We start from the raw sequence: 22,734 nt of genomic DNA on the forward strand, positions 1-22,734 counted from the left end.
CGTAGGATGGGTAGCGCGAAGCAAAACCCATCATGCGTCTTGCACGAAATTTCGCGACGGTGGGTTTCGCCTTTGGCTCTACCCACCCTACGGTGATGGCGCAGCTGCCCCCATCCGGTGACCCCATAAATCGTCATCCCAGCGAACGCTGGGATCCAGCTCCTGGCACGGCCGGGGAGTTCCACCCCCGGCCCGGGCGCCGGCGCCCGGGCGTTCGTGGACGCGCGACCGTTTCGGACGGGTTGCGCAATGCAAAACCCATCGTTCCTTATGGCTGTGAGCGACGGTGGGTATCGCCTTCGGCTCGACCCACCCTACGGCGACGTCGCAACGGTAGGCGCGATCAGTCGATCACGCGGCAGAACACAGCCTTGAGGTAGCGCGACTCCTGCACGCCCGCGATCCAGGGGTGGTCGGGGCCGGCGCCGGCGACCTTGAGGACCTGCACGGTACGGCCGGCGTAGAAGGCCGCGCGACGCAACATGTCCAGGAACTGCTCCTCGCTGACCAGGCCGGTGCAGGAGAAGGTGGCGAACAGCCCGCCGGGCTTGACCACGCCCAGGGCCAGCTTGTTCATGTCGAGGTACTTCTTGAGCGCCGGGATCACCTGCTCGCGATCGCGCGTCATCTTGGCCGGGTCGAGGATGACGACGTCATACGCCTCGCCGGCGTTGGCCGCGTCGCGCAGCCAGGGGAAGATGTCGGCCTGGACGAAGCGCGGGCGCACGTTGTTGAGCCGCGCATTGCCCTTGGCGATCTCGATCACGTCGGCATCGATGTCGACGCCGACGACGTCGCTGGCGCCGCGGACCGCGGCATAGACGGCGAAGCCGCCGGTGTTGCAGCACAGGTCCAGGACCGACGCCCCTTCGACATGCTGCGACAGCCATTCTCGGTTCTCGCGCTGGTCGGCGAAGAAGCCGGTCTTGTGCGCGCCGGCCGGGTCGGCGCGGAACTTCACCCCGTGCTCGCTGATCACCGCAGGCGGGACCGGCGGATTTCCGCGGAAATCGAAGCTTTCCTGCTTCTGGACATGCTCGTCGGCAAAGCTGTAGAAGCGGCAACCCGGGAACTGTTCGGTCAGCGCCTCGTAGACCCAGTCGCGATGGCGGAACATGCCGGCACTGAAAAATTCCACGACGAGCAGGTCGTCGTAGCGATCGACCACGAGCCCGGACAGCCCATCGCCCTCGCTGTGGACCACCCGCCAGGCATTGCTGATGCCGTCGAGCTTGAGCGTTTCGCGTCGCAGGGCGACGGCCTCGGCGATCTTGCGCGAGAACCAGCCCGCATCCACCGGCACCTCGCGCCGCGTCTCCAGGATGCGCACCGCGATGCGCGAATGACCGTTGTAGAAGCCCCGGCCGATCCAGTCGCCCTCGACCCCGACCACATCCACGATGCTGCCCGGCTTGGGCCGCTGGGCGGGCTTCTCGACCAGGCGCTGGAAGATCCAGGGATGGCTGGATTTCCAGGCGTTCTTGAGGCGGACGGTGGGGACGGGGGCGTTCATCGGCATATTGTACCGGCGCAGGCACGCGGCAATTGACCTTTGCCGGGCGCGCACCCAGAATCCCCGGCTACAGAAGGGGAGTAGCTCCCAACTTCGCCGTCGTCATTACGAGCAGTGGGACCGCGTCCCACTCCTCCGGCCCGAAGGCGGTCCGGGTTCCAACGGGAACCGGGCCGCGAGCAAGACCTTCGCCGCAAGGCGGAGGTCTGTCCGGTACCCACCGAAACAGCCCGAACCCCGCGGTTCGGGCTTTTTCATGTTCCGGAGATGCACCCGCAATGGAAACGATCGGCAGTCCCCTGCTCTGGGGCGCATTCGCCCTCCTCGTGGTCCTGGCCCTGCAGGTCGACCTGGTGCTGATGCGCCACGGCGGGCCGCACAAGGTCACCGTGCGCGAGGCCGCGTGGTGGAGCCTGGGCTGGGTGGTCCTGGCCCTGGCCTTCAACGCCGGGCTGTGGTAGTACCTCAAGGGCACGGCGGGGCCCGAGGTCGCGCACCGGATCGGGCTGGAGTTCCTGACCGGCTACCTGGTGGAGAAATCGCTGGCGGTCGACAACATCTTCGTCTTCCTGACGATCTTCACCTACTTCGCGGTGCCCGAGGAACAACGCCAGCGCGCGCTGGTGATCGGCGTGCTCGGGGCGATCGTGCTGCGCGCGATCATGATCTTCGCCGGCGCCGCGCTGCTGGCGCGCTTCCACTGGATGCTCTACGTGTTCGGGATCTTCCTGCTGGTGACGGGCGTGAAGATGTGGATCGCCGCGGGCCAGGAACCCGACCTGGCGCGCAATCCGGTGCTGCGCTGGATGCGCGGCCACCTGCCCCTGTTGCGCAACTACCAGGGCAATGCGCTGAGCGTGTTGCGCAACGGGCGGCGGCTGTACACCCCGCTGTTCGTCGTCATCGTCATGATCGCGATCACCGACGTGATCTTCGCCGTGGACAGCATCCCGGCGATCTTCGCGATCACCTACGACCCGTTCATCGTGCTCACCTCCAATGTCTTCGCCGTACTCGGCCTGCGGGCGATGTTCTTCCTGCTGGCGGGCATGGCCGACCGTTTCCACCTGCTGCCCTATGGCCTGGCGCTGGTGCTGGCCTTCATCGGCACGAAGATGCTGATCGTCGACCTCTACAAGATCCCGGTGCTGGCCTCGCTCGCGGTCGTGGCCGTGGTGCTTGCCGCGACCATGGTCCTGAGCCTGCTGCTGCCGCCGCGCGAGCCGGCGGATTGATCCCGATGCGGGACAGTGGTGCCCGCGGGCGGGACTTGCAATCGCGGGCCCGGGCTGCCATCTGGTGGGCATGAAGCTGCCCACCGATGCCGACATCCTCGACAGCCCCGCCCAACGGCAGGCCGACAAGCGCCGCTGGCTGCGGGCATTCAACCTCAGCCTGGGTTTCGTCCTGCTGCTGACGGCGGTGTTCCTGAGCCAGCCTTACTTCGACGTGGAGCGCTGGACGGTGACGCCGGGCGCGGCGGCCGGCCTGCTCGGCGTGCTCGGCGCGCCCCTGCTGCATGGCTCCTTCGAGCACCTGGCTGCCAACGCCATCTCCCTGCTGATGCTCGGCACGCTCGCGGGCGGCATGTACCCGCGTGCCACCGTGCGGGCCTTGCCGCTGATCTGGCTGGGCTCGGGCCTGGCCGCCTGGCTGCTCGGCGACACCGGCAGCCACCACCTCGGCGCCAGCGGACTGACCCACGGGCTGATGTTCATGGTGTTCTTGCTCGGCCTGCTGCGACGCGACCGGCCGGCGGTCGCCGCCTCGATGGCGGCCTTCCTGTTCTATGGCGGCATGTTGTTGACCGTGCTGCCGCGCGAGCCCGGCGTGTCCTGGCAGGCGCACCTGGGCGGCGCCATCGGCGGCGTGGTCGCCGCCTGGCTCTTCAGCCGGCTCGACCCGCAGCCGCCGCGCAAACGCTACAGTTGGGAAGACGAGGACGAGATCGATGCACGGGCCGAGGCCACGCGCGCGGAGCTCGAACCCGGCGCTCCCGAGGACGTGCCGGTGATCTGGCACCGCCCCGAGCCCGCCGACGACGAGGAACGCGGCGTGGTGCTGCGCTTTCCGCCCCGCAAGTAGCGCCGCGCCTGTCGTCCCGGGCGCATCGCCGGGTCCACCAACGCGAACGCTGAAAGGAGAGGCCATGTCGACCCAGGCGCCAGCGCGAAGCTGGTGGCAACGCAACTGGAAGTGGTGCGTGCCGCTGGCCGGCGCGGGCCTGCTGGCGGTGTTCGCGCTGGCCATGTTCGGCATGTTCTCGCTGCTGTTCGGCCTGCTGGCCAACTCGGCGCCCTACCAGCACGCCATCGAGCGGGCACGCGACTCGACGGCGGTCGTGGCCGCGCTCGGCGAGCCGATCGAAGCCGGCTTCATGACCCAGGGCCACCTGCGCACCGCGGACGACGAGGGCGAGGCGGACCTGCGCATTCCACTGGACGGCCCGCGCGCGAACGCCTCCCTGCACGTGGAGGCCACGCGCGAGAAAGGCCGCTGGACCTACCAGACCCTCGACGTCGTCCTGGCCGACGGCAGCACGATCGATCTGCGCGAGCCCGACGACGACGTCACCACCGCTCCGGAGCCGCGCTATCGCAAGACGCCCCACGAACGCCCATGATGATCCCGCACCGCGGCGCTACTGGCGGGCCGCGATGCGCAGGCCGCGCGGGGTCAGGCGGCGCTCGATGGCCTCGAACAGGCCCTGCACCGCCAGCGCCAGCAGCGCGGCCGGGATGGCGCCTTCCAGGATCATGCCGATGTCGTCCAGGCGGATGCCGGTGAGGATCGGCTGGCCGTAGCCGCCGGCGCCGATCAGCGCGCCGAGCGTCGCGGTGCCCACGTTGATCACCGCCGCAGTCTTGATGCCGGCCAGGATCGTGCCCAGGGCGATCGGCAACTCCACCCGCCACAGGCGCGTGCGCGAAGGCAGGCCGATCGCCGCCGCGGTTTCGCGCAGGTCGCGTGGAATGCCGGTGAGGCCGGCATGGGTGTTGCGGACGATCGGCAGCAGGCTGTACAGGAAGAGCGCCGCGATCGCCGGGCCGGCGCCGATCCCGAACAGCGGGATCATGAAAACGAACACGGCCAGCGACGGCAAGGTCTGCAGCAGGCCGGTCAATGACAGCACGAACTGGCCCAGGCGCGGACGTCTTGCGGCCACCACGCCCAGCGGCAAGGCCACCAGCAGGGCGAGCGCCAGCGACACCGCCACCAGTTGCAGGTGTTCGAGGCTGCGGCGGGCGATCCGTTCCATGCGACCACCGGCCCGCGGGGCCTCCACGCCCAGCCAGTCGGCCGCGACCCGGGCTTCGGTCTCGCGCCCGAGCTTCACCCGTGCGTTGAGCCCGCGCATGGTCGCCGCGTCGATGCGTCCGGCCATCGCGTCGAGCGCGGCGGTCCAGTCGGGCGCCCGCATGGAGAGATCCTCGCGGTAGAGATAGACCGCCTGGTAGGACGGGAAATAGCGGCGATCGTCGTCGAGCACCACCAGGCCGTAGTGCGCGATCTCCGCATCGGTGCTGTAGAGGTCGATGACGTCGATCGCACCACTTTCCAGGCCCCGATAGGCGAGGTCATGGTCCAGGCCGTTGGCCGCCTGCGGCAGTCCGTACGTGGCGCTCAGGCCGGGCCAGCCGTCGGCGCGTTGCATGAACTCGTTGCTCAGGCCGATGCGCAACCCGGGGTGCGCCGCCAGGTCGGAGATGCTGTCGACCTGGAGCTCCAGCGCGCGGTCGGCGCGCATGCCCAGGGCATAGGTGTTGTCGAAGCCCAAAGGGGCGGTCATGCGCAGACCGCGCGTGGCCAACGCATCCACCAGGGCGTCCTCGTCGGCACCGGGCATCTGCAGCAGTTCCTGCGCGAGTGTGCCGGTGTACTCCGGGTACAGGTCGATGTCGCCCTCCTCCAGCGCGCGCCAGAGGATGCGGGTGCCGCCCAGCTGGCGGCGGTGCTCGACCGCGTGGCCCTGCTGGCGTCCGACCCCGGCGGCGATCTCGCCCAGGATCACCGACTCGGTGAAGTTCTTGCTGCCCACGCGCAGGGTCTCGCCGGCGAAGACACCGTGGCTGGCGCACGACAGCAGCAGGCACAGGCAGGCGGCGACGGCCGCGGCCGGCCTCACAGGCAGGCCTCGAGGCTGCGCTGGGCCTGCAGGAACTCGCGCACGAAGGGCTCGGCCGGCGCATCGTGCAGCGCGCGCGCCGACCCCTCCTGGACCACGCGGCCGGCGCGCAGCAGGACCAGGGTGTCGGCAAGGTATGCCGCCTCGGCGACGTCATGGGTGACCATCACCACGGTCTTGCCCAGGCGTGCGAACAGCTCGCGCATCTGCGCCTGCAGGTCATGGCGGATCACCGGATCCAGCGCGCCCAGCGGCTCGTCGAGCAGCAGCACCGGGGGGTCGAGCATCAACGCGCGCACCAGGCCCACCCGCTGGCGCTGGCCGCCCGAAAGCTCGGCCGGAAAGCGCTGCAGCGCATCGACGGGCAGCTGGCACAGGGTCGAGAGCGCCTCCAGGCGCTCGCGTATGCGCTCGCGCGGCCAGCCCAGGGTGCGGGCGAGCAGAGCGGCGTTGTCGCCTGCGCTCAGGTGCGGGAACAGGCCGCCTTCCTGGATCACGTAGCCGATGCGCCGGCGCTGCTCGAGCAGGGCGTCGCGCCGCAGCGGCTCGCCATCGAAGCGCACTTGGCCGCGATCCGGCCACTCCAGCCCGATCAGCATCCGCAGCACGGTCGACTTGCCGGCCCCGCTGGGCCCGATCAGGGCGGTCCGGTGGCCGGCCGCGATGTGCAGGTCGACGCCGTCGAGGGCGACGGTCGACCCATAGCGCTTGTCGACGCCGGCAAGGGTGAACATGCCGGCAGCTTAGCGCAGCGACGGTCGTCGGGTCGCAGCCCGTGCTGCGCTCGGGTATAAGCTCCGGGGACGCCACAGGAATACGACAGGGGACGGCATGACGCACGACGCCATCGCGGACGGAGAGGCCTTGCAACGCGACGTCTATGCACCACCGGCCGCACGGATCGAACAGCCTTCGGCGGGTGCCGATCGCGCGGAGTTCCATGTCGTCGCAGGCACCAAGCTGCTTCTCCTGTACGCCCTGACCTTTGGTTATTACCAGATCTATTGGTCCTACAAGCAGTGGACGCATTACCGCCGCCACCACCGGGTGGCGATGTCGCCCGTCGTGCGCGCCCTGTTCCCGGTCTTCTTCATGCACTCGCTGACGGGCAAGGTCGATGCACGGTTGCGCGGCGAGGGCGGCGGGCATGCCTGGCGCCCCACGGCCCTCGCGACCGCGTTCGTACTGCTGCAGCTCGCCAGCATCAGCGCCGCCCGTGCGGCGCCGTTCACCCAGTCGCCCCTCGTGTTCGGGCTGGGCGCGTGGGCCTGCACCCTGCTTGTCGGGCTGGTGTTGTGGCGTATCCAGATGGCCATCAACGCTGCGGGTGGGGACCCCGAGGGGCGCAGCAACGCTCGCTTCACCTCGGCCAATGTCATCTGGATGCTTCTGGGTGGCTTCGCATGGCTGCTCTTCCTGACCGATTTCGCATTGCGCCTGATGGGACCCGTGATGGTGGACGTGGAGCTGCCGCGCGCATGAGGCCTTTCGTCCAACGCTGGACCCGTGGCATCGCCCTGGCCTCCTGCCTTGCATCGGCGGCCTGCTCGTCCCCCGCGCCGCCCCCGGTCGAGCGCGAGCCCTACGACGCGAGCGCAGCGGCCGATGCGCGTCGGATCGAGGCCGACGTGCGCTTCCTGGCCGACGACCTGCTCGAGGGCCGCGAGGCCGGCACCCGCGGGCATGCACTGGCGTCGCTGTACGTCGCCCAGCGCTTCCGCGCCACCGGCCTGGCGCCGGCGGGCGAGGACGGCTACTACCAGGCGGTGCCGATGCTGGAGGCTCGCCGTGTCGAGGCTGGCGCCCGCTTCGTGGTGGAGCGGGCGGGTCGCGAAGTCGCGCTGCGCTACCGGGAGCAGTACCTGCCCGACGTCAACTTCAACGCCGCGGACGCCGAGGTGGAGGCACCGATGGTCTTCGTCGGCCAGGGCGTCCATGCGCCGGCCCTGGGGCACGACGATTTCGAGGGCCTGGAGGTACGCGGACGCGTCGCCGTGCTCTTCAACGGGGCGCCCGCCCGATTCGACACCGACCGCCGGGCCTTCCATGCCTCGCAGCGCGAGAAACTGCGCGAACTCAGCGCGCGTGGCGCGGTCGGCGCGATCTTCGTCGCCACCGACAGCGACGAGGCCCGCTCGCCATGGCCACGCGGCGTCGCGAACTGGGAGCGTCCCTCGATGCGCCTGCGCGACGCGAACGGCACGGCGCTCGATACCTTCCCGGACCTCAAGGTCGTGGCCCGGGTCAGCGCGGCGGCGGCACCGCTGCTGCTCGATGCCGGCGGGCACGAGACCCGCGCGCTGTTCGAGGACAACGCGGCCGGGACCCTCCGCGGCTTCCCGTTGCCGGGCACCGTCCATCTGGCGGCGCGTACCCGGATCGCGCCAGCCGAGTCACGCAACGTAGTCGCACGCCTGGCCGGCAGCGATCACGCGCTCGCGGCCGAGCACGTGGTGTTCAGCGCCCACCTCGACCACGTCGGCATCGGCGCGCCGGTGGACGGCGACGCGATCTACAACGGCGCACTCGACAACGCCCTGGGCGTGGCGATCATGCTCGAGGCAGCCAAGCGGCTGGCGCAGTCGGACGCGCCGCCGAAGCGCTCGATCCTGTTCGTCGCGGTCACCGCCGAGGAGAAGGGCCTGCTGGGCGCGGAGTGGTTCGCGCGGCACCCGACCGTGCCGGCTGGCTCGCTGGTCGCCAACATCAACATGGACATGCCGGTGCTGCTGGCGCCGACGACCGACGTCGTGCCGGTGGGCATCGAGCACTCCAGCCTGCAGCCGCTGGTGGAGGCGGCTGCGCGCGAGGTCGGGGTCGCGCTCTCGCCCGACCCGGTGCCGGAAGAATCGATCTTCGTGCGCAGCGACCAGTACGCGTTCATTCGCAGCGGGGTGCCGTCGATCTACCTGGTCGGTGGCTACACCGGCCGCGACGGCGTCGACGCCCGCGCGATCAACGGCGCCTTCCTGCGCGAGCACTACCACCGCCCCGGCGACGACGCCTCGCAGCCGATCCGCTACGACGACGCGGCACGCCTGGCGCGCCTCAATGCCATGATCGGGCGGAAGGTCGCCGACGCCTCCGAACGGCCCCGTTGGAACGAGGGCGACTTCTTCGGCGAGCGCTTCGGCCGGGGCACGGTGTCCACCGAACCGACGGTGAACGCGCCCGCGACGGAGTGACCTCCGGCCGGTGACGGCGCGCGCGCGGTCGCTACACTTCGGTCATCCCTCACACAAAGGAATGCACGATGAGCCAGTGGTACTTCGTCCCCGCCAACGGTGAGCGCGTGGGCCCCTTCGACGCCGAGGCCGCCCAGGCCTGGGTCCGCGCCAACCCGACCGCGCAGTGCTGGCGCGAGGGCATGAGCGGCTGGCAGCCGGCGCGCTCGATGCCGGAGTTCGCCGAGGCCACGGCCGGCGGCGCCCCGCACCTGCCGCCCGCGCCGCCTCCGGTGAAGGGCCGGAGCGATGACATCGACTACCGCATCGTCGGCACCGACATGCAGTTCGTCGAGGTGGAGCTCGATCCCGGCGAGACCGCGATCGCCGAGGCCGGCGCACTGATGTACAAGGACTCCAGCGTGCAGATGGACACCGTGTTCGGCGACGGCTCGCACAGCGGCCAGGGCGGCGGCGTGTTCGACAAGCTGCTGTCGGCCGGCAAGCGCGTGGTCACCGGCGAGAGCCTGTTCACCACGACCTTCACCCACACCGGCAGCGGCAAGGCGCACGTGGCGTTCGCCGCGCCCTACCCCGGCACCGTGCTGGCGATGAAGCTCGACGAGCACGGCGGGCGCCTGATCTGCCAGAAGGACAGCTTCCTGGCCGGTGCCCGCGGCGTGTCGCTGGGCATCCACCTGCAGCGCAAGATCCTCACCGGCCTGTTCGGCGGCGAGGGCTTCATCATGCAGAAGATCGAAGGCGACGGCTGGGTGTTCGTGCATGCCGGCGGCACCATCGTCGAGCGCGAGCTGAAGGCCGGCGAGCGGCTCGACGTCGACACCGGCTGCGTGGTCGCCTTCCACGACAGCGTGGACATGGACATCCAGCGCGTGGGCGGCATCAAGAGCATGCTGTTCGGTGGCGAAGGCATGTTCCTGGCGACCCTGAAGGGACCGGGCAAGGTCTGGCTGCAGTCGCTGCCGTTCTCGCGCATGGCCGGACGCATGCTGGCCGCGGCGCCGCAGGGCGGTGGGCAGAACCGTGGCGAAGGCTCCATGCTCGGCGGCTTGGGCCGGCTGCTCGACGGCGACAACAACTTCTGAGTGGCCGCGTCGGGCCGTGCCGCGCCGGCATGGCCCGATGCTTCCGGTTTCCGGCGCATGGCCCGCGAGGGCCGTCACCGCGGAGACCCCCATGCGTGCATTCGGATTGACGGTGCTGATGCTCTCGCTCAGCAACGTGTTCATGACCTTCGCCTGGTATGCCCACCTCAAGGACATGAGCCAGAAGCCCTGGATCGTCGCGGCGCTGGCCAGTTGGGGCATCGCCCTGTTCGAGTACCTGCTGCAGGTCCCGGCCAACCGCATCGGCTATACCGTGATGACGCTGGGCCAGCTGAAGGTCCTGCAGGAGGTCATCACCCTGTCGGTGTTCGTGCCGTTCGCCGTGCTGTACATGAAGGAACCCCTGAAGCTCGATTACCTGTGGGCCGGCCTGTGCCTGCTGGGCGCGGTCTTCTTCATGTTCCGCGGCCAGTGGTCGCCGGCCTGAGGCCGGTGCGCGCGCGTTTGGCCCGCAGTCGGGGTCGCGCCGGTATCCTGCGCCGATGAGTATGCTCGCCACCCCGCCACGCCACCGCCCCTTCCTGCTGCTGGCCACGCTGGCCGCGCTGCTTGCCGCGTGCGGTGGGCCGACCCGGCCGGTGGCGCCGGCGCCGCGGGTGCAGGCGCCGCCGCCGACGGAGATCCGCATCGGCCTCGCGCTGGGCGGTGGCGCAGCCAAGGGCTTTGCCCATATCGGCGTCATCAAGATGCTCGAAGCCAACGGCATCCAGGTGGATACCGTCGCCGGCACCAGCGCCGGCAGCGTGGTGGGCGCCCTGTATGCCAGCGGCATGGACCCCTTCCAGATGCAGACCCAGGCCGTCGCCCTGGACGAGTCCTCGATCCGCGACGTACGCCTGTTCTCCGGCGGCCTGGTACAGGGGCAGGCCTTGCAGGACTACGTCAATGCCCAGGTCCGGCAGAAGCCGATCGACGCCATGCCGCGCCCCTTCGCCGCGGTGTCCACGCAACTGGAAACCGGCAAGCGCACCGTGTTCGTGCGCGGTAATACCGGACAGGCCGTGCGCGCTTCGAGCAGCATCCCCGGGGTGTTCGAGCCGGTCGCCATCGGCGGCAAGCATTACGTCGACGGCGGCGTGGTCAGCCCGGTGCCGGTGGACGCGGCGCGCCAGCTCGGGGCGGATTTCGTCATCGCCGTGGATATATCGACCAAGGCACGCGGCACCGCGCCGGCCGACATGCTGGGGATCGTCAACCAGTCAATCGCGATCATGGGCCAGCGCGCGGGCGCGGAGGAACTCGCACGGGCGGACGTGGTGATCCGGCCCGCGGTCGACGCGATCGGTCCGGCCGACTTCGAGCAACGCAGCGCGGCGATCCTTGCCGGCGAGCGCGCCGCCCTGGCCGCACTGCCAAGCATCCGCGCACGCCTGGCCGAGCATTCGATGCAGCGTTCGAAAGCGGCCCACGAGCAGGCGCTGGGCCGTGCACGCGAGGAGGCTGCCCGCGCCCAGGCCGAGTGCGAGGCGCAGCAGACGCGCGTGGATCGCCTCCTGCGCCGCGACGCCTGCCAGATGCAGTGATCCCGGGGCCGGATCACGTTCTCTTAACGAAAATTTGACGCCGGGTTCCGACCCATGCACGATGCCCGCGCCCAAACGGGGCGACATCACTTTTATGGACGATTGACTGCATGAAGAAGACCCTGCTCCTCGCCGGCGCAAGCCTGGCCATCGCGCTGTTCTCCAGCTCCGCCGTGGCCGGCCAAGGCTTCCTGCGCGCCGAAGTCGGCAACAGCGAGATCGAGCTCGATTACGCGGGCCTGCGCGACGACGACTCCGACACCTCCGCGGTGTTCGGCGGCGGCTACTGGTTCAACCCGAACTTCGCCATCGAAGGCCACGTCGGCACCCTGTACAACTCCGACCTGGGCAACGACCAGGAAGCAGACCTGATCACCGTCGGCGTCGGCGTCGCCGGCCGCACGCACTTCGGCCCGGACAACACCGGCTTCTTCATCGACGGCCGCGTCGGCGTCGCCCGCCTGACCGCGCAGGTTCGCGAAGACACCTTCGACGTGATCGACGACGAAAGCTCGACCAAGCCGTACTACGGCGTCAGCGTCGGCTATGACTTCAACCCGAACTGGGGCATCAGCCTCAACTATGACCGCCGCCAGGGCGAGTTCGACGGCGTGGACGTCGACGTCGACACCGTCAGCATCGGTGGCGAGTGGCGCTTCTGATCCTCCCCCGGCAGTGATCCCGGAACGGCCGCCTCGCGCGGCCGTTTCTTTTTTTCGGAGAAGGCCGGGGCGTCGCGTTGGAGGCTCCGGTCCGGATTGCCCCGGAAGACGGTGCTCGACACCACAGGATGGGTAGCGCGAAGCAAGACCCATCATTCGTCGCCCATGCGGGAACCCGACGGTGGGTATCGCCTTCGGCTCGACCCACCCTACGGTTAGCTGCGTGGCGTGTTGCCGTTGCCGTTGCCGTTGCCGTTGCCGTTGCCGTTGATCTTGATCTTGATCTTGATCTTGCGACTTTGAGGCCGCCGAGCACCGCAGGGCATGGCGGCCGGAGAGGCGCCCTTGTCTGAGCGCAGCGAGTTTGGGCGCCGTGCCGCCACGACCGAGGCGCACAGGGGACCGGTGCGGCGAAGCCGGACCGGCGGCCGATGGAGCAGGCGGTTTTGGTTCCTTTTGACAAGACAAAAGGGACCCGCCCAAAGGGCGGAAGCCTTTGATCTTTCCGTGGGTTCCAATCGAGCACCGTAGGATGGGCAGACCCGTAGGGTGCAATAAGCGAAGCGCATTGCACCGCATGTGGGGACGGTCAATCGACGGGATCGCTTCGGACGTCGGAGGGTGGGGTGCACGAAAGAAAGCCGATCCTGCGTCCATGTGTCGCGGTTACCGGCGACGGTGGGTGTCGCCTTCGGCTCTACCCACCCTACGATGACGACGCGGCCGAACGCCGTCCAGCAGACCCGTAGGATGGGTAGCGCGAAGCAAAACCCATCGTCCGTCGTGGCCGGCAGCGGCGACGGTGCGATCGTGCCTTCGCCGGCGACCGCACCGCACCGCACCACACCGCACCGCACCGCACCGCACCGCACCGCACAATGTACTCGTCCAGCTCGCTCCCAATCGGCGGGCCCTCGGGCCCGGGGCCGTCCGCCGGAATGCGGTCCCGGCGCAGGTCAGGGCGTTCCCTGGCCCGCCGCCGGCAGCGGCAGGCCCCGGAACGGCTTGACCGTGCGCAGCACGAAACTGGAATTGACGTCGTCGACCCCCGCCTGGTTGAGCAGGCGGTCGAGCAGGAAACGCGAGAAGTGCTCCAGGTCCTGCACCGCGATGTGCAGCAGGTAATCCATGTCGCCGGTGAGCGCGTGGCAGGCGATCACCTCGTCCCACTGGTTGACGAAGCAGCTGAAGGCCTCGATCGCCGGCCCGCCATGGTCGGCCAGCTGGACGCGGACGAAGGCCTGCAGGCCCAGGCCCAGGCGGTCGGCGTCGACCTCGGCACGATAGCCGGCGATGACGCCGTCGCGCTCCAGGCGTTGCACCCGTCGCAGGCAGGCGGACGCCGAGAGGTGGACCCGTTCGGCGAGCTCCGCGTTGGTGAGCCGGCCGCTGTGCTGGAGCTCGGCCAGGATCAACAAATCGGTTCTATCCAGCTCGACCGCCTTCATTTTCAGCGCCCCATCTGTGATCGACGCAATAATCATGCGTCCAGAGTCCATTTTCGTGCAACTTTGCAAACCTGTTGCGCACACCCTTGGCTAGAGTGGAAGGTCAGCCCCGGAAGGGCCGCCCGTTCCAACCGACCCCAGGAGACCGCCATGAACGCCACCCCCAAGCGCGTCGAGCACCAGCTGACCGACAAGGGTTACGTGCCGGTCTACACCACGGCGGTCGTCGAACAGCCCTGGGACAACTACACCGACGAAGACCACGCGGTCTGGGCCACCCTGTTCGAGCGCCAGCGCGAGGTCCTCAAGGGCCGCGCCAGCGACGAGTTCCTCGCCTCGCAGGAGGCCATGGGGATGACGCCGGACCGGATCCCGAAGTTCAGCGACCTCAACCCGATCCTGCGCGAGGCCACCGGCTGGGAGCTGATCGGGGTCGAGGGCCTGCTGCCGGAACTCGACTTCTTCGACCACCTGGCCAACCGGCGCTTCCCGGTGACCTGGTGGATCCGCAAACCCGACCAGCTCGACTACCTGTCCGAGCCCGACCTCTTCCACGACCTGTTCGGTCATGTCCCGCTGCTGATGAACCCGGTCTTCGCCGACTACATGGCGGCCTATGGCCGGGGCGGCGTGAAGGCGCACGGCATCGGCCCCGAGGCCCTGGTCAACCTGACCCGGCTGTACTGGTACACCGTCGAGTTCGGCCTGATCCGCCAGCCCGACGGCCTGCGCATCTACGGCAGCGGCATCGTCTCGTCCAAGGGCGAATCGATCCATTGCCTGGAAAGCGACGCGCCCAACCGCATCGGTTTCGACCTCGAGCGCGTGATGCGCACGCGCTACCGCATCGACACCTACCAGAAGACCTACTTCGTCATCGACAGCTACGAGCAGTTGATGGAAGCCACGGGCCCGGACTTCGCACCGATCTACGAGAAGCTGGCCAGGCTGGAATCCATCCCGGCCGGCGACGTGCTCGAAAGCGACGCCGTCTTCAACAAGGGCACCGGCGAGGGCTGGCTCGACGAGGGCGGCGACGTCTGAGTCCACGCGTCATGACGACGCGAGCACTGCGTGCGTGGCGGGGAGCGGCTAAGCTCTAGCCCGGTTCCCCCGCACGAAACCGCGTCCATGCCCTCCACCCCCGAAGCGCTCTGGCGCTGGCTGCGCCAATGGCGCGCGACCCACCTCAATCCCGATCGCGCCGACGTGGTCGCCCACGTCGACGAAGGCGGCGAGCTGGGGCCGCGTTACGCCTTCATGATCCTGATGTCCTGCGGCATCGCCACGCTGGGCCTGCTGCAGAACTCGGTGGCGGTGATCATCGGCGCGATGCTGATCTCGCCGCTGATGGGGCCGATCGTGAAGATGGGCATGTCGCTGGCGACCTTCGACCTGCGCAGCCTGCGCGATGCGCTCAAGACGCTCTCGGTGGGCGTGGCGCTGTCGCTGGCGATCTCGGTGCTGATCGTGCTCGTCTCGCCGCTGCAGGAACCGACGCCGGAGATCGTCGCGCGCACCGCGCCCAACCTGTTCGACCTGCTGGTGGCCGTGTTCTCCGGCCTGGCCGGCGCCTACGCCACGGTCACGCGCAAGGGCGAGACCATCGTCGGCGTGGCGATCGCGACGGCCCTGATGCCGCCGCTGGCGGTGACCGGCTTCGGCATCGCGGTGGGCAACATGAGCATCGCCGGCGGCGCCGGCTTCCTGTTCATGACCAACCTGCTCGCGATCGCGCTGTCGGTCACGATCATGGCCCGCTGGTACGGCTTCGGCCGGCAGGACTCGCCCAAGCAGACCGCCGCGCAGGCGGCGGTCATCGTCACCACGTTCGTGCTGCTGTCGATCCCGCTCGGCGTGGCCCTGCGCGACATCGCCGCGCGCGGCCTGGCCGAGCGCAGCGTGCGCACCGTCCTCGACGACGCCGCGCGCGAGGTCAACGGACGCATCACCACGCTGCGGGTGGACCGCAACAACGAGACCGTGCTGGTCGACGCGGTGTTGCTGACTCCGAAGAACCGGCCGGACCTCGCACCGCAGATCGAACGCAGCCTGGAAGACGAACTGGGACGGCCCGTACGCGTCGAGCTTCGCGAAGTGCTGACCGCCAACGACGCCGAACTCGCGCAGAACAAGGCCAACCTCGCCCAGCTGCGCGAGAGCGTGCTGCGCCTGCAGAGCGCGCAGCGCGACGACGGCGCGGCCCGACGGGCCGACGCGGCGGCGATCAGTGCGCTGGAGAAGCGCGCGCTCGCCCACTTCGGCGCCTTCGACGTGCTCGATGCCGGGCGCCAGGCACGCTGGCGGCTGAGTCCTCAGGCAGGCCTGGACATCGCGGCGGCCCACCAGCTGGAGGCGTCGATGCAGGCCGAAGGCGACGACGACGCGCGCATCGAAGTCGTCCCGGCCTTCCAGTCCTTGCCCATGCTGCATTTCGCCGACGACAGCAGCGCGGTGGACGCGCGCGCCGTGGCCACGCTCGACGACATCGCCTGGGCCCTGCAGCGCTGGCAGTACGGGCGCGTCGAAGTGCTCGGCCATGCCGGCGGCGACATCGCCCTGGCACAGGCCCGCGCGGACGTCGTCGCCGCGGCGCTGCGCGATCGCGGACTGGACGTGGTCGGCGCCAGCGCGGCCGATCGCGCCACCTCGCGGCAACTGGTGGCCGAGCGCGGACGCGACGCGATCCGCGTGGTCGAGGTGGCGCCGGTGGTGCGCTGAGCCGCCGACTCAGCCCGTGGGCCCGGCCAAGGCCTCGCGCGTGGCGACGGTCGCGGGCAGCGGTTGCAGGCAGGATGCGGTGATCGCGCCAGGGCGTTCGCGCACGCAATGGCGGAAATCCAGGGGCAGTCCGTCGACCTCGCGCTGCTCGCCGACCGCGAGATCGAAGCGCAACGTCGGCGCGGCCGTCTCCTCGCAGGCGAACCAGGAGCCGGCGACGGCCTGGGCAAGCGGACCGCAGGCGCCGGCGAACACCGCGTAGTGGCACTGCCCGCTGGCGCTGGCCAGGCACTCGAAACGTGCGCTGCCCGGCAGGGTCTCGGCGCGGCTGAGGAAACCGGGGTTGCCGTCGATGTCCTCGCGCATCACCACGGTCGTACCGGGGCCGGCGCTGCAGGCGGTGAGCAGCAGCAACAGGCAGGGCACCAGCGATTTCAGGAGCATGTACGGCATGGGTCGAATCCTTCCTGTGACGGGCGCGGCGGTGGCGAGCGGGCTCGCCGATGCCGCGGCTGCGGACTTACATGTGCTTGAACAAGGCCATGAACGGGGCGCTGACCGGCAGGGTCTCGTCGCGATGGCGCAGGCGCAGGCTGCCGCGACCGCTGTCGTCGCGCACGATCGCCGCGACCGCGCGCAGGTTGACGATGGTCGAGCGGTGCACCTGCTTGAACACGGTCGGGTCGAGCACCTGCAGCAGTTCGCGGATGGGTTTGCGGATGAGCGCCTCGCCCTCGGCGGTGACCACCACCGTGTACTTGTGGTCGGCGCGGAAGTAGGCGACGTCGTCGACCAGGATCAGGCGCGTCTCGCGGCCGGCGCTGGCGGTGATCCAGGTCAGCGGCTCGTGGGGCGCGAACCGCCCGGCGCCCTGCAAGCGCGCGGCCAGGGCCTCGATCAGCTCGCTGTCCAGGCGGGTGGCCGGCGTGGCCTGCAGGCGCTCGACGGTGGTCGCCAGGCGCTCGGGGTCGAGCGGCTTGAGCAGGTAGTCCACCGCGCCGTGTTCGAACGCCTCCACGGCGTACTGGTCGTAGGCGGTGATGAAGACGATGCGCGTGGCCGGGCTGGCCTCGCCGGCGGCGGCGGCCACGTCCAGGCCGGTCAGGCCGGGCATGCGGATGTCGAGGAAGGCGACGTCGGGCCGGTGCTCGCCGATCGCCTCGATCGCTTCGGCGCCGTCCTCGCATTCGGCGACGATGCGCAGGTCCGGCCAGGCGTGCAGGAGCTGGTCGACCATCGACTGGCGCAACAGGGCTTCGTCCTCGGCGACGATGGCGGTGAAGGACGTGCGGTGGGCGTCAGCCATGACCCACCTCCGTGCCTTCGGCACCGGTGTCCACGCCAGGGATGCGCACGGGCGGCGGCGGCGGGCTCGAAAGGGGCAGTGTGATGGTCGCGGCCACGCCCTGCGGGAAGTTCGCCACCACCGAGAGCTGGGCGAGTTCGCCATAGACCAGGCGCAGGCGTTCGCGCACGTTCTTCAGTCCGATCCCGGTGCCGCTGGTCTGCCGGCGGGTCTCCTCGGTACCGAAGCCGATGCCGTCGTCGGCCACCGTCATCGCCAGTTTGTGCTCGCTGGCGCGCGCCAGCAGCCACACGGTGCCGCCGCCGGGCTTGGGTTCCAGGCCATGCTTGATCGCGTTCTCGACCAGGGTCTGCAGCATCATCGGCGGGACCGCCACCGCGTGCAGGTCCTCGGGCATGTCCACCTGCACCTGCAGGCGCGGGCCCATGCGCAGCTTGAGGATCTCCAGGTAGGCCTGCGAGCGTTCCAGTTCCTGGCCCAGGGTCGACATCGACTCGTCGGTGCGCGGCAGCGAGCGGCGCAGGTAGTCGATCAGGTGGCCGAGCATGATGTCGGCGCGCTGCGGATCGTGCCGGGTCAGGACCTGTGCGCTGGCCAGGGTGTTGTACAGGAAGTGCGGTTCGACCTGCGCATGCAGCAGGCTCAGCTTGGCCACGGTCAACTCCTTTTCGGTCCGGGTCTGGTGCACCGCTTCGCGCTCGCGACGGCGGCGCTCGGCGACGCGACGGGTGATCGCGCGGGTGATGGCTTCGGCGGTGTCGAAGTTGCTGCCGTCGTCGACGCGGAACCAGTCGGTCCAGGCGTCGCTCTCGGGTTCGCACAGGATTGTGGCGCGGCTGCTGCCGTCGCCCGGGACCAGCGTGGCGACCACGCGGCCGCAGGAGGCGCGCACCAGGGTGTCGAGGAACTCAAGCGTCCGCGCGACCCAGCCCTCGCCCGTCGTGGCGAGCGACTGCATGCGCGCCCGCACCTGCAGGCTGTCGCGGGCGCTGTCGACGTGGGCGACGCCCGGCAGCTCGCGGATGGCCGCGTCGAGCAGGGCGAAGGCCTCGTCGGCCTCCAGCGGGATTTCGACCTGGCGCCGCTGACGGCTGGACGCGCTGCCGGCGTCGACCTCGTCGGCGACCATCCGCACCCGGCGCAGGTGCGACAGGCCAAGGGAGGCGACGGCCACCGCGGCGATGAAGAAGAACAGGAAGAACGGCATCACGTCCGGCAACGGCAGCGAATCCCAGAGCATCGTCAGCACCAGGAACAGGGCGGCCCAGGCGAGGACGCGACGTGCAATGAAGAAGAAGCCGAAACTCATGGAAGCGGGCCGTGGCAGGGGATGGAACGAGAATAGCCAGCGCCCGGCCCGTGGGAAGGGGCCGGGCGACGAAGCGCGGATGCAGGCGACGAAACAAGGGATGCGCGGTGCGAAGCGAGGGTTGCAATGGCCTCGCAGGACGCCTCAGCGCTGGCGTTGGTCCCGCGGCACGCCCAGGTTGTCCAGGTACGCCGTCAGTCCGCGGGCCGGATCGTCGGGGTAACCCACCCCGGTATCGCGGTACCCGACGATGCGGTCCGGGCGGAAGTTGCGGAAGGCCGAGCGCAGGCGGCACCAGGCGCCCAGCGTCCAGCTGCCGCCCCAGAAGGCCAGGCACAGCGGTTCGATCTCGCGCTGGCTCGGCTGGCCGCCTTCGTCGCGATAGTCCAGCGCAAGCACCCGGCGCGCGGTGATCGCCTCGTGCAGGCCATCGATCAGGCCGCTGTTCTCCAGGCGTTCGACTTCGGGAGCGAAGATGCGGGTGCGGTCGGCGGTGGCCGCCAGCTCCGGCGGCAGCACCGCCTCGATCTTCAGCAGCGCGGACGTCGCCCCGCGTCCCAGGCGCACGCCACCGAAGGCCCGCACGAAGCGGGTGCCGACGATCAGGGCTTCGAGCTCGTCGGGCGTGAACATCAGCGGCGGGATGTCCGCGCCCTTGCGCAGCAGGTAGCCCACGCCGGCCTCGCCCTCGATCGGCACGCCGGAGCGCTGCAGGTCGGCGACGTCGCGGTAGACCGTGCGCAGCGACACTTCCAGCGTCTGTGCGAGCTGTTGCGCGGTGATGGCTCGGCGGCGGCCACGCAAGGCATGGATCAGCAGGAACAGGCGGTCGGCGCGGCGCATGGGGCATCTTCGCAGGCAGGAAGGGCCGGCTCAATCGCGGCGCGTGGCGGACCGGGCCGGGGGCCCGGGACGAGGGCGGAGGCGGGCGCGCTCATGCGCGGAGCTCCGAACGCGGGGTGGGGCGCAGCCGCAACCAGGCCGGGGGCTCTCGCAAGCCATGCGCATGCGCACGCTCGATCGCGAGGCGCCAGTCGGGATCGCGCGCAAGCGCCGCCAGGTGGGCGAGGTGCGCATCCGTGCTTTCGAACCCGGCGAACCAGGCGAAGACCTGTTCGCCCTCGCGCACGGGCAGTCGCGGGAAGGTATTGGGCGCCGGTTCGGTGACCAGGCATGCGCGCACGGCGGCGCCGTGTCTCAACAACAGGGGCCGCAGGTGGGCCTCGAACGCAGCCATGAAGCCGGCTTCGGCTGGCTGGGCGAGGCGGCAGATACCGGCGACCAGCACCGCGTCGGCCGCTGTCGGTTCACCAGGTCGCGGACGCGGCAACGCCGCTTGCGCGAAACCCGCGCCGGCCCGGGCCGGGCGCAGCAGCAACACATCGTCGGAGTCGAGCATGGTGCCGTTGGCGGCATCGCGATGACGCTGCCACACCGGGCCACCGTAGAAGGCCTGCAGGGCGTGCGCACGCTCGGCCATGGACGCGAAGCCGCGCAGCCAGACGAAGCGATCGGGACGATCAAGGTCATGGAACTGGCCGATGACATGCATGCCGAGCGCCTCCTGCGACTCGACGAACTCGCGTTCGAACAGCGCGACCAGGGTGTCGCGCGCGCCGGGTCGCAGGGTGTACTGCCGCAACTCGACCACGGCGTCCGGCCAGGGGACGATGCCAGCGCGCAGCGCTTCGAAGGACGCATTCATGCGCTTACCCCGCGTGCTTCGCATGGGCGTGGTGCCGCCGGCGCCGCGGGGGCCGCTCTCGATCCGGCGTCGCGCGTCGCCATCGTCCATGTGCCCACCGGCACCAGCGCGTGCGCGCCCTGGGCCATGCTCGTCGCGGCGGCGTCGAGGCCGCGCTGGAAGTTCCGCCCACTGTCTTCGACCCATGCCATGTCCCCAGCTCCCACGCCGTGCTGATCGCACCGGTACAGCCTGCGCGGGTGCTGCTGCCAACCTGATGGCAGCAATGCGCGGCGCCGCGGCTGCCGGGTCTGGCTGGCGCCTGAACCGGACCACGCGTCATCACGCGGCCGCTGCACGCGATGCCCGACCATGCGCGCCCACGGTCATCCGGGCGCCGCGCTTCGCGGGTCCGAGAGGCCACCGGTTCGAACCGACGCGGCGCCTCCCCGCCGACATCGATGAACCGCTTCCAACCGACCCGCCACCGTCATCGCGTGGGCAAACCGCTGTCATCCGCGGTGGCCAGACTGCGCGCGTCGCCCCGCCGTCTCACGCCATGACACCTGCCTCCCCCATCGTGAACCGCATGTACACCCGACCCGATTCCCTGCGCGAGGCCCATGCCCGCGCCGAAACCACGTTCGCCGAAGTCCTCGACCGCGCTGGCCGCGGCCTGGACCCCCTGTTCGAACGCCGCCTGGACCAGCACCAGCGCCAACTGCGTTCGCTGCTGGGCGAGGACGCCGACATCGCCAGCGACGCGATCGATGCGGCCAAGCGCGTCATCGGCGCCGCCGACCCCGGCGCGCCGCTGCTGATGCTGGCGATGGCGCGCGAAACCCTGGCCAGCACCGTGCGCCGCCACCTGTCGATGGTCCGCGAGGCAGCCTGACAGCGTTGTCAGCGTTTTCCAGGCGTTCCCGGCGGGACATGCAGCGGCGGGCGAGCGCTTCATCGGCGACAATGGCGCCCCCGTCGCCAGCCGTTTGCATGCCATGTCGCCCAATCCCGCCACCCCGGTGTCCCTTACCCGCCACCTGCTCGAAGAGCAACGCGCCGGCCGCATCAACGCCGACCTGCGCCTGCTGATCGAAGTCGTGGCGCGCGCCTGCAAGTCGATCTCCATCGCGGTCGGCAAGGGTGCACTGGGCGGCGTGCTCGGTGATGCCGGCACCGCCGGCGAGGCCAGCATCAACATCCAGGGCGAAGCGCAGAAGAAGCTCGACGTGCTCAGCAACGAGATCCTGATGGAGGCCAACGCCTGGGGCGGCCACCTCGCCGGTCTCGCCTCCGAGGAGATGGACCATTCGGTGCCGATCTCCGACGCGCAGCCGCGCGGCAACTACCTGCTCCTGTTCGATCCCCTGGACGGCAGCTCCAACATCGACGTCAACATCTCCGTCGGCACGATCTTCTCCGTGCTCCGCTGCCCCGATGGCATCGGCCAACCGGGCGACGAGCACTACCTGCAGCCGGGCACCGACCAGGTCGCCGCGGGCTACTGCACCTACGGGCCGAGCACGATGCTGGTGCTCACCATCGGCCACGGCACGCACGCCTTCACCCTCGACCGCGAGATCGGCAGCTTCGTGCTGACCCAGCGCGGCATGGCCATTCCCGAGGACACGAAGGAGTTCGCGGTCAACATGTCCAACCAGCGCTTCTGGGAAGCCCCGATGCAGGCCTACGTCGGCGACCTCCTGGCCGGCAAGGAGGGCCCGCGCGGCAAGGACTTCAACATGCGCTGGGTGGCCAGCATGGTCGCCGACGTGCACCGCATCCTCACCCGCGGCGGCATCTTCAGCTACCCGCTCGACAGCAAGTGCGCGGCCAAGGGCGGCAAGCTGCGCCTGATGTACGAGGCCAATCCGATGGCGTTCCTGGTCGAACAGGCCGGCGGCGCCGCCAGCACCGGCCGCCAGCGCATGCTCGAGGTCCAGCCCACCGGCCTGCACCAGCGCGTGCCAGTGTTCCTGGGCTCCCGCACCGAAGTCGAAGCCGCCGTGAAGTACCACGCCGAGCATGATGCGGGTTGATTGGTGATTGGTGATTGGTGATTGGTGATTGGTGATTGGTGATTGGTGATTGGTGATTGGTTGATTGGACGGTTGCCGGTTGCCGGTTGCCGGTTGCCGACATCGCCTCCAA

At 69.8% G+C, this 22,734-nt stretch carries 21 protein-coding genes and 1 pseudogene; 13 read left to right on the forward strand and 9 right to left on the reverse strand.

The window, feature by feature from the left end:
- Nucleotides 1-343: 343 nt before the first annotated feature.
- The gene (locus tag FKV25_RS15920; protein WP_141519774.1) at nt 344-1,513 is read right to left on the reverse strand and encodes a class I SAM-dependent rRNA methyltransferase; all 1,170 of its coding nucleotides are present in this window, start codon (nt 1,511-1,513) and stop codon (nt 344-346) included.
- A 278-nt stretch (nt 1,514-1,791) separates the two neighbouring features.
- On the opposite strand from FKV25_RS15920, the pseudogene FKV25_RS15925 reads away from it, so the two are divergent.
- The 3 genes and pseudogenes from FKV25_RS15925 to FKV25_RS15935 all read left to right on the forward strand — a co-directional run bounded on the left by FKV25_RS15925 (nt 1,792) and on the right by FKV25_RS15935 (nt 4,136).
- A pseudogene (locus tag FKV25_RS15925) lies at nt 1,792-2,748 on the forward strand (TerC family protein).
- 70 nt (nt 2,749-2,818) lie between these two features.
- On the forward strand, nt 2,819-3,598 hold the full coding sequence (locus FKV25_RS15930) for a rhomboid family intramembrane serine protease (RefSeq protein ID WP_141519775.1): 780 nt from the start codon (nt 2,819-2,821) through the stop codon (nt 3,596-3,598).
- 64 nt (nt 3,599-3,662) lie between these two features.
- Entirely contained in the window at nt 3,663-4,136 is a 474-nt protein-coding gene (locus FKV25_RS15935; RefSeq protein WP_141519776.1) for a cytochrome c oxidase assembly factor Coa1 family protein, read from the forward strand.
- 18 nt (nt 4,137-4,154) lie between these two features.
- Here FKV25_RS15935 and FKV25_RS15940 read toward each other — a convergent pair whose 3' ends face one another.
- Both FKV25_RS15940 and FKV25_RS15945 read right to left on the reverse strand, forming a co-directional pair.
- Nucleotides 4,155-5,609, reverse strand: a complete 1,455-nt coding sequence (locus FKV25_RS15940) for an ABC transporter permease/substrate-binding protein (RefSeq protein ID WP_246072128.1) — start codon at nt 5,607-5,609, stop codon at nt 4,155-4,157.
- Between the two features lie 26 nt (nt 5,610-5,635).
- Nucleotides 5,636-6,373 carry an ATP-binding cassette domain-containing protein gene (locus tag FKV25_RS15945; protein WP_141519778.1) on the reverse strand — a complete coding sequence of 246 codons (738 nt, stop codon included), beginning with the start codon at nt 6,371-6,373 and terminating at the stop codon, nt 5,636-5,638.
- 97 nt (nt 6,374-6,470) lie between these two features.
- On the opposite strand from FKV25_RS15945, the gene FKV25_RS15950 reads away from it, so the two are divergent.
- The 6 genes from FKV25_RS15950 to FKV25_RS15975 all read left to right on the forward strand — a co-directional run bounded on the left by FKV25_RS15950 (nt 6,471) and on the right by FKV25_RS15975 (nt 12,115).
- Complete coding sequence (locus FKV25_RS15950; RefSeq protein ID WP_141519779.1) at nt 6,471-7,121, forward strand: hypothetical protein; 651 nt, start codon at nt 6,471-6,473, stop codon at nt 7,119-7,121.
- The gene (locus FKV25_RS15955) at nt 7,118-8,824 is read left to right on the forward strand and encodes a M28 family metallopeptidase (protein ID WP_170218682.1); all 1,707 of its coding nucleotides are present in this window, start codon (nt 7,118-7,120) and stop codon (nt 8,822-8,824) included. Before FKV25_RS15950 ends, FKV25_RS15955 begins: the two co-directional genes overlap by 4 nt.
- Before the next feature lie 68 nt (nt 8,825-8,892).
- Complete coding sequence (locus FKV25_RS15960) at nt 8,893-9,909, forward strand: TIGR00266 family protein (protein WP_141519781.1); 1,017 nt, start codon at nt 8,893-8,895, stop codon at nt 9,907-9,909.
- Nucleotides 9,910-10,000: 91 nt separating this feature from the next.
- The gene (locus tag FKV25_RS15965; protein ID WP_141519782.1) at nt 10,001-10,357 is read left to right on the forward strand and encodes a DMT family protein; all 357 of its coding nucleotides are present in this window, start codon (nt 10,001-10,003) and stop codon (nt 10,355-10,357) included.
- Nucleotides 10,358-10,418: 61 nt separating this feature from the next.
- Nucleotides 10,419-11,453, forward strand: coding sequence for a patatin-like phospholipase family protein (locus tag FKV25_RS15970; protein WP_141519798.1), 1,035 nt, complete (start codon nt 10,419-10,421; stop codon nt 11,451-11,453).
- A gap of 110 nt (nt 11,454-11,563) precedes the next feature.
- Nucleotides 11,564-12,115, forward strand: coding sequence for an outer membrane beta-barrel protein (locus FKV25_RS15975; RefSeq protein WP_141519783.1), 552 nt, complete (start codon nt 11,564-11,566; stop codon nt 12,113-12,115).
- A gap of 956 nt (nt 12,116-13,071) precedes the next feature.
- Here FKV25_RS15975 and FKV25_RS15980 read toward each other — a convergent pair.
- A complete protein-coding gene (locus FKV25_RS15980; protein ID WP_141519799.1) occupies nt 13,072-13,563 on the reverse strand; it encodes an Lrp/AsnC family transcriptional regulator in 492 nt (163 codons plus the stop codon).
- A 150-nt stretch (nt 13,564-13,713) separates the two neighbouring features.
- On the opposite strand from FKV25_RS15980, the gene phhA reads away from it, so the two are divergent.
- Nucleotides 13,714-14,607 (forward strand): phenylalanine 4-monooxygenase, encoded by an 894-nt coding sequence (gene phhA / locus FKV25_RS15985; protein ID WP_141519784.1) that lies wholly within the window; start codon nt 13,714-13,716, stop codon nt 14,605-14,607.
- A gap of 87 nt (nt 14,608-14,694) precedes the next feature.
- Nucleotides 14,695-16,284 carry a DUF389 domain-containing protein gene (locus tag FKV25_RS15990; protein ID WP_141519785.1) on the forward strand — a complete coding sequence of 530 codons (1,590 nt, stop codon included), beginning with the start codon at nt 14,695-14,697 and terminating at the stop codon, nt 16,282-16,284.
- Between the two features lie 9 nt (nt 16,285-16,293).
- Here the strand turns inward: FKV25_RS15990 and FKV25_RS15995 are convergent, their stop codons facing one another.
- The 5 genes from FKV25_RS15995 to FKV25_RS16015 all read right to left on the reverse strand — a co-directional run bounded on the left by FKV25_RS15995 (nt 16,294) and on the right by FKV25_RS16015 (nt 20,604).
- Nucleotides 16,294-16,737: a hypothetical protein gene (locus tag FKV25_RS15995; RefSeq protein WP_141519786.1), complete on the reverse strand. Its 444-nt coding sequence runs from the start codon at nt 16,735-16,737 to the stop codon at nt 16,294-16,296.
- 67 nt (nt 16,738-16,804) lie between these two features.
- Entirely contained in the window at nt 16,805-17,590 is a 786-nt protein-coding gene (locus FKV25_RS16000) for a LytR/AlgR family response regulator transcription factor (protein ID WP_141519787.1), read from the reverse strand.
- Nucleotides 17,583-18,899 (reverse strand): histidine kinase, encoded by a 1,317-nt coding sequence (locus FKV25_RS16005; protein ID WP_141519788.1) that lies wholly within the window; start codon nt 18,897-18,899, stop codon nt 17,583-17,585. The genes FKV25_RS16000 and FKV25_RS16005 overlap by 8 nt, the downstream gene beginning before the upstream one ends.
- Before the next feature lie 144 nt (nt 18,900-19,043).
- Nucleotides 19,044-19,742, reverse strand: coding sequence for a helix-turn-helix transcriptional regulator (locus FKV25_RS16010; protein WP_141519789.1), 699 nt, complete (start codon nt 19,740-19,742; stop codon nt 19,044-19,046).
- Nucleotides 19,743-19,833: 91 nt separating this feature from the next.
- Nucleotides 19,834-20,604 carry an NIPSNAP family protein gene (locus tag FKV25_RS16015; protein ID WP_141519790.1) on the reverse strand — a complete coding sequence of 257 codons (771 nt, stop codon included), beginning with the start codon at nt 20,602-20,604 and terminating at the stop codon, nt 19,834-19,836.
- Between the two features lie 568 nt (nt 20,605-21,172).
- On the opposite strand from FKV25_RS16015, the gene FKV25_RS16020 reads away from it, so the two are divergent.
- Complete coding sequence (locus FKV25_RS16020; protein ID WP_141519791.1) at nt 21,173-21,478, forward strand: hypothetical protein; 306 nt, start codon at nt 21,173-21,175, stop codon at nt 21,476-21,478.
- Between the two features lie 103 nt (nt 21,479-21,581).
- Nucleotides 21,582-22,622 (forward strand): class 1 fructose-bisphosphatase, encoded by a 1,041-nt coding sequence (locus tag FKV25_RS16025; RefSeq protein WP_141519792.1) that lies wholly within the window; start codon nt 21,582-21,584, stop codon nt 22,620-22,622.
- Nucleotides 22,623-22,734: the final 112 nt, after the last annotated feature.

The organism is Marilutibacter aestuarii, from assembly GCF_006546775.1.
GTDB lineage: Bacteria > Pseudomonadota > Gammaproteobacteria > Xanthomonadales > Xanthomonadaceae > Marilutibacter > Marilutibacter aestuarii.